The sequence below is a fragment of the Lysobacter sp. A289 genome (assembly GCF_054072675.1).
Genome location: NZ_JBSVRN010000001.1, coordinates 148,868 through 166,034, shown reverse-complemented (window position 1 = coordinate 166,034; position 17,167 = coordinate 148,868). Strand labels below are relative to the sequence as shown.

The following is a 17,167-nucleotide window of genomic DNA, read 5'->3' as shown; positions in this document are numbered from 1 at the left end:
CGGCGGGCATGGTCCCGCCGTCGTCTTTTCCGGACTCGCAATCCAGCGGCCGCGAGCACTCCAGACAGCGAGGGCACCCTAATGACGTCGGTCACCCTGATCCAGCTTTGCGGCATCCACAGCCTGGGTTCTGCCATATTCCACATGGCGTTCTGGCGGTCTTGCAGATCCTCAACCTGCGGCTGATTTACGTCTTCCTGGGCATGGCTGTGCTCGATCAGGTGACGTCACGGTTCGCGCGGCCCCGCTGCGTCGTCCTCGGGCAGATCACGTTGCGCGCGCACGACCTGCCATGCGCCGGCGGTCATGCCCAGCGCAACCACGATGCCGGTTGCGAACACCACGCCCGAGCCGAACACGGCAACAACCTTGTGCAACCAGACGAAACTCAGGTCGCCGCCGCGGTAGACCACGGTGTCGATCACCGCCTTGGCCTTGTAGCGCGACTCCCGGTCGACCCGGGTATACAGCGTCTCGCGGCCGGGTTTGGCCAGCGAGAATTCCCCGGCGCGGGTCATCACCTGCACGATCGCAACCATCACCGGCAACGGCGACGCCGCCAGCACGCAGTAACCGAGCAGGATCGCGATCGCCGGCCCCAGCAGCGCGGGTGCAACCCCGTAGCGTCGCAATAGCCAGCGCGTGAGCAGCAGCTGGATCAACAAGGTCAAGCCGTTCACCGCCCAATCGATCGTGGCGTAGTAACGGGTCGCCGCCTCCGCGCCCGGATAGAATTGCTTCACGATCGCGGCCTGCTCGTTGTACAGCAAGGTGCCGACGCCGACACCGAAGAACATGGTGATCGCCAGCGCGCGCAGCAATGGCCGTTGCCACACCAGCTTCAAGCCCGCCAGCACCGAACCACCCATCGCATTCTCACCATCGGCCTCGCCGTGCAGGTGCTCGCGGCGGATCGCCCACGGCCGCAGCTTGAGAATGCACAGCAGGCATACGGCGAGGAATCCGGCTGACACCAGCAACAGGTTAGCGACGCCGATCGTCCCCACCAGCAACCGGGTAATCCCCGGCCCAACCAGCGCACCGATGGTGCCGCCGGCTCCGATATAGCCGTACACCAGCTTGGCGTGCTGGTTGTCGAACACATCGGCCATGAAGCTCCAGAACACCGTCACGGCAAACAGGTTGAACACCGCTGTCCAGATGAAGAATGCCCCGCCGCGGCCGGGCACGCTGGTGTGGAACAGCCAGTAAAAACCCACCAGGCAAGCGATGAATACCAGATACACGACTGGCAGGAATACCCGACGCGGAAACCGCGCCACCAACGCGCCATATACCGGCTGCAACACCACCATCGCCACGAAGGTGCCGCTGAACAATATCTGCAGGGTGTATTCGCCCAACGCAAACCCCGACCCTTGCGCCCAATCCAGCATCCAATGCGGAAACACCGTGGCCGCGTCCCCCGATGCGCCCATGGCGTCGCGCACCGGGCGCAACACGTAGTAGCCGCATAGCAGGCTGAAGAAATACAGCAGCGACCACCACAACGGCGGTGAGTCGGTCAGCGCAGCGCGGAAGCGATGGAGGCGACGGAATCCGTCGAGGCGGTTCACGCGCGGCCCAGCAGCGGCGGCAGCGGGCAATGCAGCACGCCACAAATGGTCCGGAGCAACTCGGACTCGGCAACACTGACTCGACCGTCATGGCTGATCGCGATCGTGATTGCCTCGACCAGCAGCTGCTTTGCCAACGGGTCCAACGCATCCAGCGGCACCCAGCCGTCTTCCAGCGCGATCACTCCGGTGGCTGGCGGTGCATAAGCGACGTGGTCGCGCGGCAGGATTCGTTGCAAACCGGCCAGGTAGGCACGCCGGGCGCTGGCCGGGTCGGCATGGCCGGCATCGGCGACCACCGCCAGCAAGGTCGCGATCTCGGACTTCAACTGGCGCGGCTTGCGACGCCCGATCCGTGCATAACGGGAGGGGTCGAGTGACTCGCGTAATTGCACGCTCAGCAGCCGGCCCAGGCAGTACTCGAACAGCGATACGTCGCCGTCGGCGAACACCATCGCATTGGCGGCATCCAGGAACAGCTCCAACTGCGGTCTGGGCCGGCGGCGCAACACCGGGAAGGCCAGCGCCGCCAGCGGCAGCCGCAACATCGGGTGCAGCGTGTCCAGTTGTCCCTGCAGCTGGGCCATGTCGACGGCAGCCGCCTTGCCAAGGCGCGCGGCGACTTCGACCTTCTGCTTGTCGGCGATCGCGGGGCGCGGATCCAGCAACAAGGCCAGTACCAACGCCATGACCCGCTCACGGTCGCGTGCCACCGCGCGCAGTGGTTCAGGCATCTGGGTCACGATCGCATCGGCGCGCCGATGGTCATCGCGGTCCGGTTGTCCGACCTGGGTGGAGACGGTGGCGGCATCCAGTTGCTGCTCGCCGGCTGCGGGCAACGCCGACGCGCCGTGCAGGCCCATCTGCAGATCCTCTTCGAGCCCGCTGGGCGGTTGCTGCAGCCAACGTTGAGAAAGCGCATCCAGCTGATCCACGCGGAAGCCCGGCTCCAGCACCTGGATGCGCTCCAGCAACGGCGGGTGGGTTGCCAGCAGGGAGCCGAACCAACCGCCAAACGCCAATCCCTCGCCAAACAGCATGTGGCTGACTTCCTCGGCATCGCCGGCCGATACCAATTGCGAGCCATCGGGCAGCCCGCCGATTTTCTTCAGTGCGCCCGCCAGTCCGGCCGTTTGCCGAGTGAACTGGACCGCGCTGGCATCGGCGAGACGCTCGCGACTGCGGCTGACACCGGCACGGATCATGCGCGCGAAGAACAGGCCTATCCATCCGATCGCAAGCGCCACAAACGCGGTGACCATGATGCCGACCGCCACGCCCGCACCGCGCCCGCGCCCGCCTCCACGCAAGCCAATCGTGCCGAAGCTCAACACCTTGTGGCCGATCAGGGCGATCATCGATATCCCGAACAGCACCCCGATCAGGTGCAGGTTCAGTCGCATGTCGCCGTTGAGGATATGGCTGAACTCGTGGGCCACCACGCCCTGCAACTCGTCGCGGTTGAGCCGATCCAGGGTGCCGCGGGTGAGCGCGACCACGGCGTCCGACGACGAGTAGCCCGCGGCAAACGCGTTGATGCCGGCATCGTTTTCCAGCACATACAACTGCGGCATCGGTACACCGGAGGCGATGGCGATCTCCTCGACCACGTTGCGGAACCGTCGCAGATCCAGATCGCCGGGATCCTCGGGCACCGGCACCCCGCCCAGTTGCAGCGCTATCGACTCGCCACCGCCGCTCAAACTGGACAACCGGTACAGCGACCCCAGACCGATCACCGCCAGCGTTCCCAGGGTGAAGAACAGCAGCGCGCCGGGATGCGCGCCGACAAACAACCACACCAGCAGGTCAACAGCGACCACGATGGCCAATACCGCCAGCACGAACAGCACCACCAGGCGCGTGGAGCTGCGCCGGGCCGCGGCCTGGTGTTCAAAAAAGTTCATCGGCGTGACCTGGCGGCGCTACCGGCGGCGGCGCTAGAACTGTACCTGCGGCGCTTGGCGCATTTGCTCCTGATCGGCCGGAATGTCGAGCAGGCCCGCCGGCTTGAAGCCGAAGTTGCCGGCGATCAGGCTGGCAGGAAACACCTCGCGCCGCGTGTTGTAGGCGGTCACCGCATCGTTGTAGGCCTGCCTGGCGAAAGCCACCTTGTTCTCCGTGCTGGTCAGTGCCTCGGTCAGCTGCATCATGGTCTGGTTGCCTTTCAGGTCCGGATACGCCTCGACCACGGCCAGCAGCCGGCCCAGGGCACCCTGCAGCATGCCCTCGCTGTTGCCCAGTTGCGCCATTGCTTCGGGATCACCGGGTCGGCTGTTGGCCGCCGACAGGCCCGATATTGCCGCCGCGCGCGCGTTCATCACCGACTCCAGGGTCTCGCGCTCGTGTTTCAGGTAACCCTTGGCGGTTTCCACCAGGTTGGGAATCAGCTCGAACCGCCGTTGCAGTTGCACGTCAATCTGCGCAAATGCGTTCTTGAAACGGTTCCGCGCCGTCACCAGACCGTTGTAAAGACCGACACCCCAGAAGATGAATAGGGCAACTAAAGCCAATAGAATCAGGAAGCTGAACATGATTGCTCGCAAACCTCTGGATAACAGCGTTATGATCGGGTGAACCCAGCATACGCAGGCGCTGCGACCGATGAAAGACGATCCAAACGGGCGACCCGGCATCAGCGGACGCTTGGCGGCACTCGCGTTCCTCTTGACCTTGGCTCTGGCCTCCACTGCGCAGACTTCATTGCGCGCGGACGACGCACCGCCGCCGAGTCCGACCATCACCGTGGCAGACACTGGCCAAGCGCCGGCAGCCACGGTGGTACCGGTCGTGGTGCCGCCCGCCTCGCAACCTGCGTGGCCCACTGCCGAGCTACCGCCGCCAGCGATCCATCCAGCCGGCCCCCCACTGCCCACTGGTTTCGATGTCCAGACCTTCGAGGCCATGGCGCAGCAGATCGTCGCCGACCAACGGGTGCCGGGCCTGGCGATGGCGATCGTGCATAACGGACAGATACTCAGCGCTCGCGGTTACGGCATTACCGATGTCAGCGATGCCGAGCCGGTCGACGGACACACGGTGTTCCGCCTGGCCTCCCTGTCGAAAGCTTTCGCCGGCGCCACGGCGGGGCTGCTGGTCAGCAATGGCACCCTGCGCTGGGACAGCAAGCTGACCGATTACCTGCCCCAGTTCGAACTCAGCAGGGCCGGCGCCGCGCAGAAAATCACCGTCGCGGACCTGCTCAGTCATCGCGTCGGCCTGCCGCATAACGCCTATGACCGTGACCTTGAGAATTACGTTTCCTACCGCGACCTGACCCGCAAGCTGGCCGATGCGCCAATGAAGTGCGCGCCGGGCACCTGTTATGCCTATCAGAACGTGGCCTTCAGCCTGATTGGCGACATCGTGTTTGCCGCGACCGGCGACTTCTACAGCCAGGAAGTCCAAAGCCGCCTGCTCAAACCGTTGGGGATGAACGATGCCAGCGTCGGCCTGGAAGGCATCGAGTCCAGCGCGCGCTGGGCCAAACCGCATGTGCGCGGTCGCGGCGGCTGGGTCTCGCTGATGCCCAAGTCCACCTATTACGAAGTGGCCCCGGCAGCGGGGATCAATGCCAGCGCCAGCGACATGGCGCAATGGTTGATCGCCCAGACCGGCCACCGTCCCGACGTACTGCCGGCACCACTACTGGCCACCTTGCACGAGTCGCTGGTGGATACGCCCTACCAGACGCGCAGCTCGGCCTGGCGCCGCGCCCGCCTCGACTCGGCAGGTTATGCGTTGGGCTGGCGCGTCTATGACTACTCCGGCCACCGACTGGTCTACCACGCCGGAGCGGTGCAGGGTTATCGGGGCATGATCGCGCTGCTACCCGAGAGCGACCTGGGCATTGCGGTGCTGTGGAACGGAGAAAGCTCGCTTCCGTCGGGGTTGCTGCCGACCATGATCGACCGCGCAGTGGCCATCCCGTCGGAGCTCACTGCCTGGGTCGATGTGGATATGGACCGGACCACGACCAGCATGTACGCCAACCGGCAGGAGCAGGGCGAGGCTCCGGGAAGCACGGCCACCAGCGCAAGCGCCGCGCCACGATAGCCGGGCTCCTGCGAAGAGCCTGCAAATAAAAAAACTCTCCCCCGCCTGGGCTGCGGGAGAGAGTCGGATCAGCTATTCCGGTATCGGGTACTGTTCAGATTATTGGCACCGGGGTAATCGGCATCGGCTTGGGCGCGGCTGGCTTGCGGGCGGCACGCCGAGCCGGCTTCTTGGCCGTGCCATTGTCGGCCACGTTCTTGGCCGCCGGCTTGCTGACCTTCTTCGCTGTCGGCTTGCGGGCTGATGCACTCTTTTTGGCTGCTTTCTTGACGGCGGGCTTCTTCGCCGTGGCCTTCTTCACTGCTTTCTTCGCGACAGTCTTCTTCACGGCTTTCTTGGCGGTAGCCTTCTTGGCCGTCGCCTTCTTCGCGGCAGTCTTCTTCACTGCTTTTTTGGCCGTCGCCTTCTTCGCGGCGGTCTTCTTCACCGCTTTCTTGGCCGTGGCCTTCTTCGCAGTCGCCTTCTTCGCGGCAGTCTTCTTCACCGCTTTCTTGGCCGTGGCTTTCTTGGCGGTGGCCTTCTTCACGGTTTTCTTCGCCGCAGCTTTTTTGGTTGCGGCCTTCTTCACGGCTTTCTTGGCTGCCGGTTTCTTGGCAACGGACTTCTTCACCGCCTTCTTGGCAGCTGACTTCTTGACGACCGCCTTCTTCACTGCCTTTTTGGCAACAGGCTTCTTGGTCGCTGCCTTCTTGGCAACCTTCTTCGCCGCCGGCTTGCCGGCAACCTTGGTTGCCGCCTTTTTGGCAGCGGGTTTCTTCTTCGCAGCTTTCTTCGTGGTGGCCATGTTGATGACTCCTCGTCAGTGGTCTATCGGTAAATACAGCCCAGTACCAAGTAATGCCGCGGGTACAACCCACGACCAGCCGCCGGTGCAAGAAGACGCTCCGGAACGGATTCGAACCAGTCCCACGCAACCCCGGCCTTGACGACTGCAACACCGGGAAAACAAAAACCCGATCCGCCGTTGACGAACCGGGCTGACTGCGATGGACCTCTTGCAACGACGTGATGCGTTTCCCGTCAGGGACGACAGTCCCGTGGCCACCATTTCGATTGACGTGATGGAGGCCCGACTTGTTGCGCACATTGTTGCGTTGGCTTTGCTCACTCTCTTCCGCAGTAAGTGTCTGCTGGGCAAAACCTAATCACGGACTTTCAAGCTGTCAACAATCCTGCACACTCGATTTATCAACGTGCCGTCGCCGACCTCTTCAACGAAGGCATCCGGCACACCTGCTCGACTCGACACGCGCAACGCCGACACGCATGACGTATTTGTACGGGTACGCAGGGAGCCATATGCAGTACGGCTTTCAATGACGCTCCCATGCAGCGAGCTGGTGCAGTTGGCAGTCGCTGGCATCGCGCCAGAAAATCCATGTGGTGATATTTTCACCACACAATCGTGACATCCAAATCTGAAGCCAAGCCATCGCATCACCGCATTGCACAAGCACAAGTGCGCCGAAATGCGCGAAGGTTTCGACGTCGCGTGAGCGCCGATGTCGGCTTGTCCGCGATGTCCACCGACAAAAAAACCCGCGTCGTTGCCGACGCGGGTTCGGGTAAGCCAGGGCGCCGATCAGTGATCGTCGTCTTCAATCAACTCTCCGTATGCGTCGGGGTCGAGCAGCTCTTCCAGCTCGTCGCGATTCTCGACCTCCAGGGCAAAGATCCAGCCTTCGCCGAATGCGTCCTCGTTGATGGTCTCGGGCTTGTCGGTCAGCGCATCGTTGACCGCGACCACGGTGCCGGTGACCGGCGCGTAGATGTCCGACGCGGCCTTGACCGACTCGACTACGGCACAGGGATTGCCCGCCTCGACGCGGTCGCCGATGTTCGGCAACTCGACATACACCAGGTCACCCAGCAGTCCCTGGGCGTGGTCGGATATTCCTACCGTGACCCGGCCGTCGTCTTCGGCTCGGGCCCATTCGTGGGTTTTCTGGAACTTCAAATCGCCGGGGATCTCACTCATGACAATGCTCCGCTGCTACGGCTGATGGGATGAAGGGGCAAATAGTGTAACCAAGGGTGGGGGCCGCGGGGTGTCTCGAGACACGGATTGCCGGTCGGCTCACGCCAATACCCCATCCTGGGCCTGGCCGTCGCGCACGAACGGGAACTTCACCACCCGAACCAGCACTTCCTTGCCACGGATGTCCACGCGCACGTTGCCGGCACTGCCGAGCGACACCTCGCCAGCGGGAATCCGGGCAAACGCGATCGCCTTGCCCAGGGTGGGTGAAAAGGTGCCGGAGGTGATTTCACCGTCGCCATGGTCGGTCAGCACTTTCTGGCCGTGACGCAACACCCCGCGGTCGTCCATCACCAGGGCGATCAGCTGCCGGGGCGCGCCATCGGCATGTTGCTGCTCGAGCACGTCGCGACCGATGAAGTCACGGCCCTCGTCGAGCGACACGGTCCAGCCCAGTGCGGCTTCGTAGGGCGAGACATCCTCGTCCATGTCCTGGCCGTACAGGTTCATGCCCGCCTCCAGGCGCAAGGTGTCGCGGGCACCAAGGCCTGCGGGTTTCACGCCGGCGGCGAGTAATGCGTCCCACAAGGCAACGGCGCGACCCTGCTCCAGCACCAACTCGAAGCCGTCCTCACCGGTGTAGCCGGTGCGCGCCAGGAACACCTGGGTGCCGTCGGCGGTGCGGGTATCGGTCGCGGAGAACTTCGCGAGCTTGCCGACCCGCTCGCGCTCGCCCTCTTCCAGCAGGCCGAGCACCGTATCCCGCGCCCGTGGGCCCTGCACGGCCACCAGACCCAGGTCCTCGCGCTCGGTGACACGCACGTCAAACGCCGGCGCCTGCGCGTTGATCCAGGCCATGTCCTTGTCACGGGTGGAAGCGTTGACCACCAGGCGGAAGAAATCCTCGGCCATGAAATAGATGATCAGGTCGTCGATGACACCGCCGCGCTCGTTGAGCATGCAGGTGTACAACGCCTTACCCGGCTTCTTCAGCTTGTCGATCGAGTTGGCGACCAGCTTGCGCAGGAACTCACGGGTGCGGTCGCCATGCAGGTCGACCACGGTCATGTGGCTGACGTCGAACATGCCCGCCGTCTTGCGCACCGCGTGATGCTCGTCGATCTGGGAGCCGTAGTGGATCGGCATGTCCCAGCCGCCGAAGTCGACCATCTTGGCGCCAAGCGCACGATGGCTGCCATTGAGGACCGTTTGTTTCAAAGCCGTCGTCTGGGTCATGACCAATCCTGATGAAAGGGGAAGCCAGTCATTATCCCAGAGACGCGAACACTTTCGGGGCGGCGACGCAGAGACTGCATCGCCGCGTCCTTCATCTGTGACTGGCGAACCCCTGGCTCGCGGGCCGGCGGATCAATCTGCGGTTGTTCCCGTCGATGACGCCACCGATCAACCCACCGATTCGACCAGCAGGGTCATGTCCGAGCTGCCGACGATACGCACCGGCACGCCGACCGGCAGATCAGGACCGCTGACATCCCAATAGGCGTCAGCAATCTGCACCCGTCCATGGCCCTGCACGATCGCCTGCTGCAATGGCACCACCTGGCCGACCAGGGCGTCGGCGCGGCGATTGAGGTTCGGCCGGTCGCTTTGGCGCCCGCGACCACGAAACCGGACACGATAGATCTGGATCGACACGAAGCTCAGCACCACGAACGCGGTTATCTGTGCCAGCAACGGCATATCGAACAGCAACACCAACACGAACACCGCCGCCGCCGCAAACCCCAGCCAGAGCATGAACGCACCCGGCGCGAGGGCCTCAATGGCGAACAACGCCAGTGCGACCGCTCCCCAACTCACTGCCTGCCAGTCCCAATGCATGGCTCAGCCTCCAGCCCGCACCGGCGGCACCACGCGATTGCCGGCTTGCTGGCCCAGCGATTCCTTGGCCAGCTCGGCAATACCGGCCAGCGAACCGATCACGCCGGCCGACTCCATCGGCATCAGCACGAACTTCTGGTTCGGCGCTTCGGCCAATGCCTTGAACGCCTCGATGTACTTCTGGGCGATGAAGTAGTTGATCGCCTGCACGTTGCCCTGCGAAATCGCGTTGGACACCATCTCGGTCGCCTTGGCCTCCGCCTCGGCCAGCCGCTCGCGCGCCTCCGCTTCGCGGAACGCCGCCTCGCGCTCGCCCTCGGCTTCCAGGATGGTGCTCTGCTTCTCGCCCTCGGCCTTCAGGATCTCCGCCTGCCGGAAGCCCTCTGCTTCGAGGATGTTGGCACGCTTTTCACGCTCGGCTTTCATCTGCCGGGCCATCGCCTCAATCAGGTCGCGCGGCGGGGCGATGTCCTTCAGCTCGATCCGGTTAACCTTCAACCCCCACGGATGGGTGGCCTGATCGACGGCGACCAGCACCTTGGCGTTGATCTCGTCGCGACGCGACAGCGATTCGTCCAAGTCCATCGAGCCGATCGAGGTACGGATGTTGGTCATCACCAGGTTGAGCGTGGCGATCTCCAGCTGCGCGACCTCGTAGGCCGCCTTGGCCGCGTCGAGCACCTGGAAATAGACCACGCCATCGACCTTGACCACGGCGTTGTCCTTGGTGATGACGTCCTGACTGGGCACGTCCAGCACCTGCTCCATCATGTTGATCTTGCGGCCGATGTCCTGGTAGACGGGGATCAGGAAATGCAGCCCCGGCGATAGCGTGTGGGTGTACTTGCCGAACGCCTCGACCGTCCACTCATAGCCTTGCGGCACCATGCGTACCGCCTTGAATACCATCACGATGCCGACGACCAACAGCACGATGGCGAGTATCGATCCCAGTGTCATTCCCTGTTCCCCTTGTCTGAAGGGGCGAGTATAGGCACAGCTGGACGCCGCACGGGATCAGCCTGCACATGTCGCCGCCGCGTCTTTCGCGGGGGACGGATCCGTACCCGCCCGCTCAGGCCGCCACGACGCGCACCTTGTGCCAGCACGTCTCGTCCAGACGCTCCAGCAGTTCGATGGCCTGCAGGTTCTGCAACAACTGCTCCACCCGGCTGGCACCCAGGATCACGCTGGACACGTGCGGGTTGCGCAGACACCAGGCGATCGCCAACGGCGCGGGAGCCACATCGAACTCGGCCGCCAGGGCAGTGAATTTCCGGGCACGCTCGATCCGCCGCTGCTCGGGATCGCCGATTACCAGCTCGCGCAACCAGTCGTTGTCCTGCTGGCCCAGCCGGGTCTGCGCGGGGATACCGGCGTTGTACTTGCCGGTCAACAGGCCCGACGCCAACGGCGACCAGGTGGTGATGCCGAGGCCGTACTCGGCGTACAGCGGCGCGTATTCCAGCTCGACCCGCTCACGATGCATCACGTTGTACTGCGGCTGCTCCATGGTCGGTGCATGCAAGTGGTGGTTGCGGGCAATTTTATGGGCCTCGCGAATCTGCGCCGCGGACCATTCCGAGGTGCCCCAATACAGCACCTTGCCCTGGCGGATCAACGCGTCCATTGCCCATACGGTTTCCTCGACCGGGGTGTCCGGGTCGGGACGGTGGCAGTAGTAAAGATCGAGATAATCGACGCGCAGGCGCTTGAGCGCATCGTGGCAGGCATCGGTGACGTGCTTGCGTGACAGCCCGCGCTGGGTCGGTCGCGGTGCATCGGTGGCGCCGAAATACACCTTGCTGGACACGCAATAGCCATCTCGCGGCAGCCGCAGGTCGGCAATGACATCCCCCATCAACTGCTCGGCCACGCCATTGCCGTAGGTCTCGGCATTGTCGAAGAAGTTGATCCCGTGATCCCACGCGGCGGCGATCAGCTCACGCGCGGTGCCACGGGGGATCTGCCCGCCGAAGGTGACCCAGGCACCAAACGACAGCGCTGACAGTTGCAGGCCGGAAGCTCCCAGGCGGCGATATTGCATGATGACGACTCCTTCTACGCGATGGCATCAGTGTAATCCGGCAGCCGCGACCACCATGACGGCCCTGCCCCGCCACGACAGCACGCGACGACAACCAGCCACGACAACCAGACGGCGACAGGGTAGACTGCGCGGGCTTCTTCCTCCGGGGAGTAGTCCGCCCGCGTCGACGTAGCGTCGAGCACATCGACACGGGAGCATGCATCAACATACTTGGCCGGCTGGCCATGGTGCATGCGGGTCGCATCCGATGATGTGGCATGGACGAGACCGAAGGCAGGCTTGCGCAGACAATCCATGGGCGGCCCCTTCACGGGACGGCCCGGGTCGGGCGGCGCGGCCTGCTTTCGTCACCACGCCGCCCGGCCCCGGAACTTGAAATGGATGCATTCCCGCTTGCGACCGCCCTGCTCTCGGCCGGCACCGTGGCCCTGGCAGAGATCGGCGACAAGACCCAGTTGCTGGCGCTGCTGCTTGCCGCGCGATTCCGCAAGCCATGGCCGATCATCGGCGGCATTTTTGTCGCGACCATCCTCAACCACGCGCTTGCGGCCTGGTTCGGCGTGCTCGTCGCACAGTGGTTACGGCCCGAATCGCTGCGCTGGATCGTGGCGGCCAGCTTCATCGCCGTCGCGTTGTGGACGCTCAAGCCCGACACGCTCGACGAGGACGATTCGCCAACGCCGGCACGTGGCGCATTCATCGCCACCACCATCGCCTTCTTCGTTGCCGAGATCGGCGACAAGACCCAGGTCGCCACGGTGTTGCTGGCGGCAAAGTATTCCCCCTTGTGGGAGGTGGTGGTCGGCACCACCGTCGGCATGCTGTTGGCGAACGTGCCGATAGTCCTGCTGGGCAGCCGGTTCGCCGATCGGTTGCCGCTCAAGGCAGCACGCTACGTGGCCGCGGCGGTATTCGCAGGCCTGGGTATCTGGGTTGCAACGCGCGGCCTGGGGTAGCCTCCCACCGACATCCGCCACCCGCTCGCGCTATCCTCGCCGCAGGCATTGAGGGGACGCGATGGATAGCCACCAAGGTTTCAGCGAGGCGGTAAGGACGCTGCTGTCGCGACCTGACGAGATCATGCTCGAAAGCGGCGCCAGCGGTGAGTTGCTGGTGGCCCGGCTACGGGTGGTAATCGCCGCGTTGCTGCTGTTGCTGCCGTTGGCGCATACATTGACGGGCGGCTCGGTCGCCGAGACCCTGATCGGACTGGGCGGGGCAATTTTCGCCAACCTGGCCTCGCTGCTTTGGTTGCAACTGGCACGCCGGCCGCGCCACTATCGCTGGCTTCCATTCGCGACCGCCGCCTTCGACGTCACGGCCACCACGGCGGTGCTGGTCGTGCTGGCCACCCAACATTTGCCTGCCGCACTCAACAGCATGGTCGTGTGGTGCTGTTACTTCCTTGCGATCTTGCTGACGGCGTTGCGAAATGACGGTCGCACTACCGTGTTTGCCGGCGTACTGGCGCTGGTGCAATACGGTCTGTTGAGCGCGCTGGTCTTTTCCGCGGCAACTTCACCGGAACAGTTGCTCTCCAGCGATTATGGGGCGATTACCGCCAGCACCCAGATCCAGCGATTGCTGCTGCTGGTGATCGTGACCCTGCTCACCGCTACGGTGGTTTACCGGACCCAACGGCTGGTGGAGATGTCCGGTACCGACGGGCTGACCCGGCTGCCCAACCGCACCTGGTTGCTGCACCGGATGCCGCGGTTGCTCCAGGCCGCCAACCAGGACGGTCACAGCCTGAGCCTGGCGTTGATCGATATCGACCACTTCAAGCGGGTCAACGATGAAGCCGGACACCACGCAGGTGACCGGGCGCTGCGCCACGTGGTCGGTGTCATCCAGGACGCGGTGGAGCCGGGTGACTGGCTGGTGCGATTGGGCGGGGAGGAGTTGGTGCTGGTGATGCGGCAACCGGTAGGCACCGCCTGGGAGCGGGTAGAGGCAATACGGCGCGTGCTGGCGGAACATCCGTTCAATCCCGAACGCGGCCAGCTCGAGCCAATGTGGCTGACATTCAGCGCCGGAATCGCCGCCAGCCCGCAGGACGGACACGACTTGTCCAAGCTTTTGCGTCGTGCCGACCAACGCCTGAAAGTGGCCAAGCGTGAAGGTCGCAACCGGGTCATCGCCCGTGAAGGCTGAGCGCGCGGCAGCGGCGCCACATCCCCGGTGGCCAACCGCGGCGCTTCACCACCACGCTATTTCCCTCTACGCTGCCGTGCAACGACGGCTCAATGCGGGCCGTGATCAAGGGAAGCAAACCTGGTGAGCCTGAAACTTCGACTGATCGTGCTGAACTTCCTGCAGTTCTTTGTCTGGGGCGCGTGGCTGTTGACCATCGGCGCCTATTGGTTCCAGAACAAGGAATGGTCGGGCACCGGGTTTGGCGCGATCTTCTCGACCATGGGCATCGCCTCGTTGTTCATGCCGTCGTTGATGGGCATCGTCGCAGACAAGTGGATCAATGCAGAAAAGCTCTACGGCTTGCTGCACATTGGCGGGGCGGTGGTGCTGTTCTTCCTGCCCCGGGTCGACAACCCGACCACGATGTTCTGGGTGATGCTGCTCAACATGCTGTTCTACATGCCGACGATCGCACTGGCGATCACGGTGGCGTACAACGCGCTGAAGAACGAGGGCCGCGACGTGGTGCGCGACTATCCGCCGATCCGGGTCTGGGGAACGGTCGGGTTCATCGCCGCTTTATGGACGGTCAGCCTGCTGCACCTGGAGACCTCGGCCGGTCAGTTCTACGTCGCCGCCGGCGCCTCGTTGCTGCTTGGGTTGTACGCATTCACCCTGCCACCGTGTCCGCCCAAGTTGGGCAAGAGTGAAAAGCACTCGCTGGTGGACGCGCTCGGGCTGACTTCGTTCCGCCTGTTCCGTGATCGCAACATGGCGATCTTCTTCATCTTCGCGATGCTGCTGGGCGCGGCGCTGCAACTGACCAACGCCTATGGCGATACGTTCCTGCACGACTTCGCCAATGACGCGCGCTACAAGGACACGCTGACGGTGCGCTACCCGGCGATCATCATGTCGATCTCGCAGATCTCCGAGGCCTTGTTCATCCTGACCATCCCGTTCTTCCTGAAGCGCTTCGGGATCAAGGCGGTGATGACCATGAGCATGCTGGCGTGGTTCCTGCGCTTCGGGCTGTTCGCCTATGGCGATCCGGGCGACGGGCTGTGGATGATCGTGCTGTCTTGCATCGTCTACGGCATGGCCTTCGATTTCTTCAACATCTCCGGCTCGCTGTTCGTCGAGGGCCAGAGCGACCCGAAGATACGAGCCAGCGCGCAAGGCTTGTTCATGATGATGACCAATGGGTTCGGCGCGGTACTGGGCAGCCTGCTGAGCGGATTCATCATCGAGCACTGGTTCACCAACCCGGACCAGAGCAAGGATTGGCACGGCATCTGGATGACCTTCGCGTTGTACGCGCTCGCCATCGCGATCCTGTTCGTGCCGCTGTTCAAGCACAAGCGCGAGTCAGCGGCGGTCGTGGACCAACGCCGCGCCGGCGATCTGGGCGCCTGAGCGGGAGCGACAGATGACGCGGGTCGGCACGGTCACCATCATCGGTTCGTTCAACATCGACCATGTGTGGGTGCTGCCGACCCTGCCGCAAGTCGGTGAAACCCTGGCCGGCACGTACCACACCGGCCCGGGTGGCAAGGGTTTCAACCAGGCCACAGCGGCTGCGCGCGCAGGAGCACAGACCGCGTTCGTCTGCTCACTGGGTTCCGACGTGGGCGGCCAGCTCGCCCGCTCGTTGGCGGCCGCGGACGGCATCGAGCTGCACGCCGCCGACAGCGATGCGCCCACCGGAACCGCCGGCATCTACGTCGACCGGCATGGCCGCAACAGCATCGTCTTCGGGCCCGGTGCGAACGCGGATCTGGGCGCGGACTTCGTGCACGCGCAGGCCCGCGTGCTGGCCTCCTCAACGGTGGTGCTGGCGCAACTGGAGTCGCCGGCCGCCGCGGTGGCGGCCGGGTTCGCGATTGCTCGCGCCAAAGACGTGATGACGGTGCTCAACCCGGCGCCGGCGGATGCCGACCTGACTCCCGCCCTGCTGGCGCTCAGCGACCTGATCACGCCCAACGAATCGGAGTTCTGTTCGCAGTTGCTTCGCCACCACGGCGACCGGCTGGCCGCCGACGATCTCAGCACCCTGGACGATGCAACCCTGCATGGCCACTGCCGCAAGCTGTTGCCGCACGGCAGCGTGATCATCACCCTGGGTGCGGCCGGCTGCTTCGTGTCGCACGCCGAGCATCAACGCCGCGGCGATGACCGCGCGTTCTATCGGTCTGCCGCCGCCGTAGCGCATGCCGTCGATACCACCGGCGCCGGCGATGCCTTCAACGGTGCGCTGGTGGCGTCGATCGCCCAGCTGCCGTCGCATCCCTTCGCCCGGCACATCGCCTTTGCCAATCGCTATGCCGCACGCGCCACCGAGCAGACCGGCGCCGCCCAGGCAATGCCACGCCTGCGACCGGACGGGGACGGGGCCATTGCCGCCACCCCGGCCAGCCGGGTCGTCAACAAGTAGTCGGCAGTTCCGTCGGCACGCCGCGCGGGGCCGGCTAGAATACGCACCATGCAGATCGGCCCTTACAGCATTGATCCGAAGGTGATCCTCGCCCCCATGGCCGGGGTCACCGACAAGCCGTTCCGGGTGCTGTGCAAGCGCCTGGGTGCGGGCTTGTGTGTGTCGGAAATGACCACGTCCGACCCGCGCTTCTGGGCGAGCACCAAGTCCCGCCACCGCATGGACCATGCCGGCGAGCCGGCGCCGATCAGCATCCAGATCGCCGGTACCGTGCCGGCGATCATGGCCGACGCGGCGCGCCACAACGTCGATGAGGGCGCGCAGATCATCGACATCAACATGGGTTGCCCGGCCAAGAAGGTCTGCAACGCGTGGGCCGGGTCGGCGCTGATGCGGGAGCCGGCATTGGTTGCGCGGATCGTGGAAGCAGTGGTCAACGCGGTGGATGTTCCGGTCACCCTCAAGATCCGCACCGGTTGGGCCGCCGGCCAACGCAATGCGCTGGAAATCGCCCGCATCGCCGAGTCCGCCGGTATTGCCGCGCTGGCGGTGCACGGACGTACACGCGACCAGCAGTACCGGGGCGTGGCCGAGTACGACACCATCGCCGAGGTCAAGGCGGCGCTGTCGATCCCGGTCATCGCCAATGGCGATATCGACTCTCCGCACAAGGCCGAGGCGGTGTTGGAGTACACCGGTTGCGATGCGGTGATGGTGGGGCGTGCCGCGCAAGGCCGGCCCTGGATATTCCGCGGGATTGCCCATTACCTGGCGACCGGCGAGTTGCTGGCCGAGCCGTCCCTGGTCGAGGTGCGCGACGTGTTGCTGGGCCACCTTGATCACCTTCACCGGTTCTATGGCGAGCGTTCCGGCGTGCGTATCGCGCGCAAGCATTTGGGTTGGTATGCGAAAGACCACCCGGAAAACACCGCCTTCCGCGCCGTGGTCAACCAGGCCGAGAACGCCCAGTTGCAGGTCCGGCTGACCCGCGATTATTTCGACGCGTTGATCGCCGGCGTCGCGCCGCGGCTGCCCGTCGCCGCCTGAATATGCTCCGCGGCTGGAGCCGGCCACCCGCCCGCAGCACCACCTTA

The 17,167-nt window shown here is 64.4% G+C and carries 15 protein-coding genes and 1 riboswitch; of the genes, 6 read left to right on the top strand and 9 right to left on the bottom strand.

The features are described 5' to 3' along the window. Positions 1–227 precede the first annotated feature (227 nt). The 3 genes from ACW5DN_RS00795 to ACW5DN_RS00785 are packed head-to-tail and all read right to left on the bottom strand — an operon-like array spanning position 228 to position 4,111. A complete protein-coding gene (locus ACW5DN_RS00795; protein WP_456960868.1) occupies positions 228–1,577 on the bottom strand; it encodes an NTP/NDP exchange transporter in 1,350 nt (449 codons plus the stop codon). Continuing rightward, positions 1,574–3,484, bottom strand: coding sequence for a M48 family metallopeptidase (locus ACW5DN_RS00790; protein WP_456960867.1), 1,911 nt, complete (start codon positions 3,482–3,484; stop codon positions 1,574–1,576). Before ACW5DN_RS00790 ends, ACW5DN_RS00795 begins: the two co-directional genes overlap by 4 nt. Before the next feature lie 33 nt (positions 3,485–3,517). Next, complete coding sequence (locus tag ACW5DN_RS00785; RefSeq protein ID WP_456960866.1) at positions 3,518–4,111, bottom strand: LemA family protein; 594 nt, start codon at positions 4,109–4,111, stop codon at positions 3,518–3,520. Between the two features lie 70 nt (positions 4,112–4,181). On the opposite strand from ACW5DN_RS00785, the gene ACW5DN_RS00780 reads away from it, so the two are divergent. Then, positions 4,182–5,633, top strand: a complete 1,452-nt coding sequence (locus ACW5DN_RS00780; RefSeq protein ID WP_456960865.1) for a serine hydrolase domain-containing protein — start codon at positions 4,182–4,184, stop codon at positions 5,631–5,633. A gap of 94 nt (positions 5,634–5,727) precedes the next feature. Here the strand turns inward: ACW5DN_RS00780 and ACW5DN_RS00775 are convergent, their stop codons facing one another. The 6 genes from ACW5DN_RS00775 to ACW5DN_RS00750 all read right to left on the bottom strand — a co-directional run bounded on the left by ACW5DN_RS00775 (position 5,728) and on the right by ACW5DN_RS00750 (position 11,500). After that, positions 5,728–6,417, bottom strand: coding sequence for a hypothetical protein (locus ACW5DN_RS00775; RefSeq protein WP_456960864.1), 690 nt, complete (start codon positions 6,415–6,417; stop codon positions 5,728–5,730). 798 nt (positions 6,418–7,215) lie between these two features. Next, the gene (gene gcvH, locus ACW5DN_RS00770; RefSeq protein WP_456960863.1) at positions 7,216–7,611 is read right to left on the bottom strand and encodes a glycine cleavage system protein GcvH; all 396 of its coding nucleotides are present in this window, start codon (positions 7,609–7,611) and stop codon (positions 7,216–7,218) included. 99 nt (positions 7,612–7,710) lie between these two features. Next, positions 7,711–8,847 (bottom strand): glycine cleavage system aminomethyltransferase GcvT, encoded by a 1,137-nt coding sequence (gcvT, locus tag ACW5DN_RS00765; protein WP_456960862.1) that lies wholly within the window; start codon positions 8,845–8,847, stop codon positions 7,711–7,713. Between the two features lie 168 nt (positions 8,848–9,015). Further along, positions 9,016–9,453 (bottom strand): NfeD family protein, encoded by a 438-nt coding sequence (locus tag ACW5DN_RS00760; protein ID WP_456960861.1) that lies wholly within the window; start codon positions 9,451–9,453, stop codon positions 9,016–9,018. Between the two features lie 3 nt (positions 9,454–9,456). Beyond that, positions 9,457–10,413 (bottom strand): SPFH domain-containing protein, encoded by a 957-nt coding sequence (locus ACW5DN_RS00755; protein ID WP_456960860.1) that lies wholly within the window; start codon positions 10,411–10,413, stop codon positions 9,457–9,459. 115 nt (positions 10,414–10,528) lie between these two features. Further along, positions 10,529–11,500: a potassium channel beta subunit family protein gene (locus tag ACW5DN_RS00750; RefSeq protein WP_456960859.1), complete on the bottom strand. Its 972-nt coding sequence runs from the start codon at positions 11,498–11,500 to the stop codon at positions 10,529–10,531. 142 nt (positions 11,501–11,642) lie between these two features. Beyond that, positions 11,643–11,809, top strand: a riboswitch (yybP-ykoY riboswitch). Between the two features lie 71 nt (positions 11,810–11,880). Between ACW5DN_RS00750 and ACW5DN_RS00745 the strand changes: the two genes are divergently transcribed. The 5 genes from ACW5DN_RS00745 to dusB all read left to right on the top strand — a co-directional run bounded on the left by ACW5DN_RS00745 (position 11,881) and on the right by dusB (position 17,120). Next, positions 11,881–12,459 (top strand): TMEM165/GDT1 family protein, encoded by a 579-nt coding sequence (locus ACW5DN_RS00745; protein ID WP_456960858.1) that lies wholly within the window; start codon positions 11,881–11,883, stop codon positions 12,457–12,459. A gap of 61 nt (positions 12,460–12,520) precedes the next feature. Then, positions 12,521–13,657 carry a diguanylate cyclase domain-containing protein gene (locus ACW5DN_RS00740; protein ID WP_456960857.1) on the top strand — a complete coding sequence of 379 codons (1,137 nt, stop codon included), beginning with the start codon at positions 12,521–12,523 and terminating at the stop codon, positions 13,655–13,657. Between the two features lie 123 nt (positions 13,658–13,780). Then, entirely contained in the window at positions 13,781–15,055 is a 1,275-nt protein-coding gene (locus ACW5DN_RS00735; RefSeq protein WP_456960856.1) for a nucleoside permease, read from the top strand. A 13-nt stretch (positions 15,056–15,068) separates the two neighbouring features. Further along, on the top strand, positions 15,069–16,073 hold the full coding sequence (locus ACW5DN_RS00730; protein ID WP_456960855.1) for a ribokinase: 1,005 nt from the start codon (positions 15,069–15,071) through the stop codon (positions 16,071–16,073). Positions 16,074–16,121: 48 nt separating this feature from the next. Continuing rightward, positions 16,122–17,120, top strand: a complete 999-nt coding sequence (gene dusB, locus ACW5DN_RS00725) for a tRNA dihydrouridine synthase DusB (protein ID WP_456960854.1) — start codon at positions 16,122–16,124, stop codon at positions 17,118–17,120. The last annotated feature ends 47 nt before the right edge of the window (positions 17,121–17,167 follow it).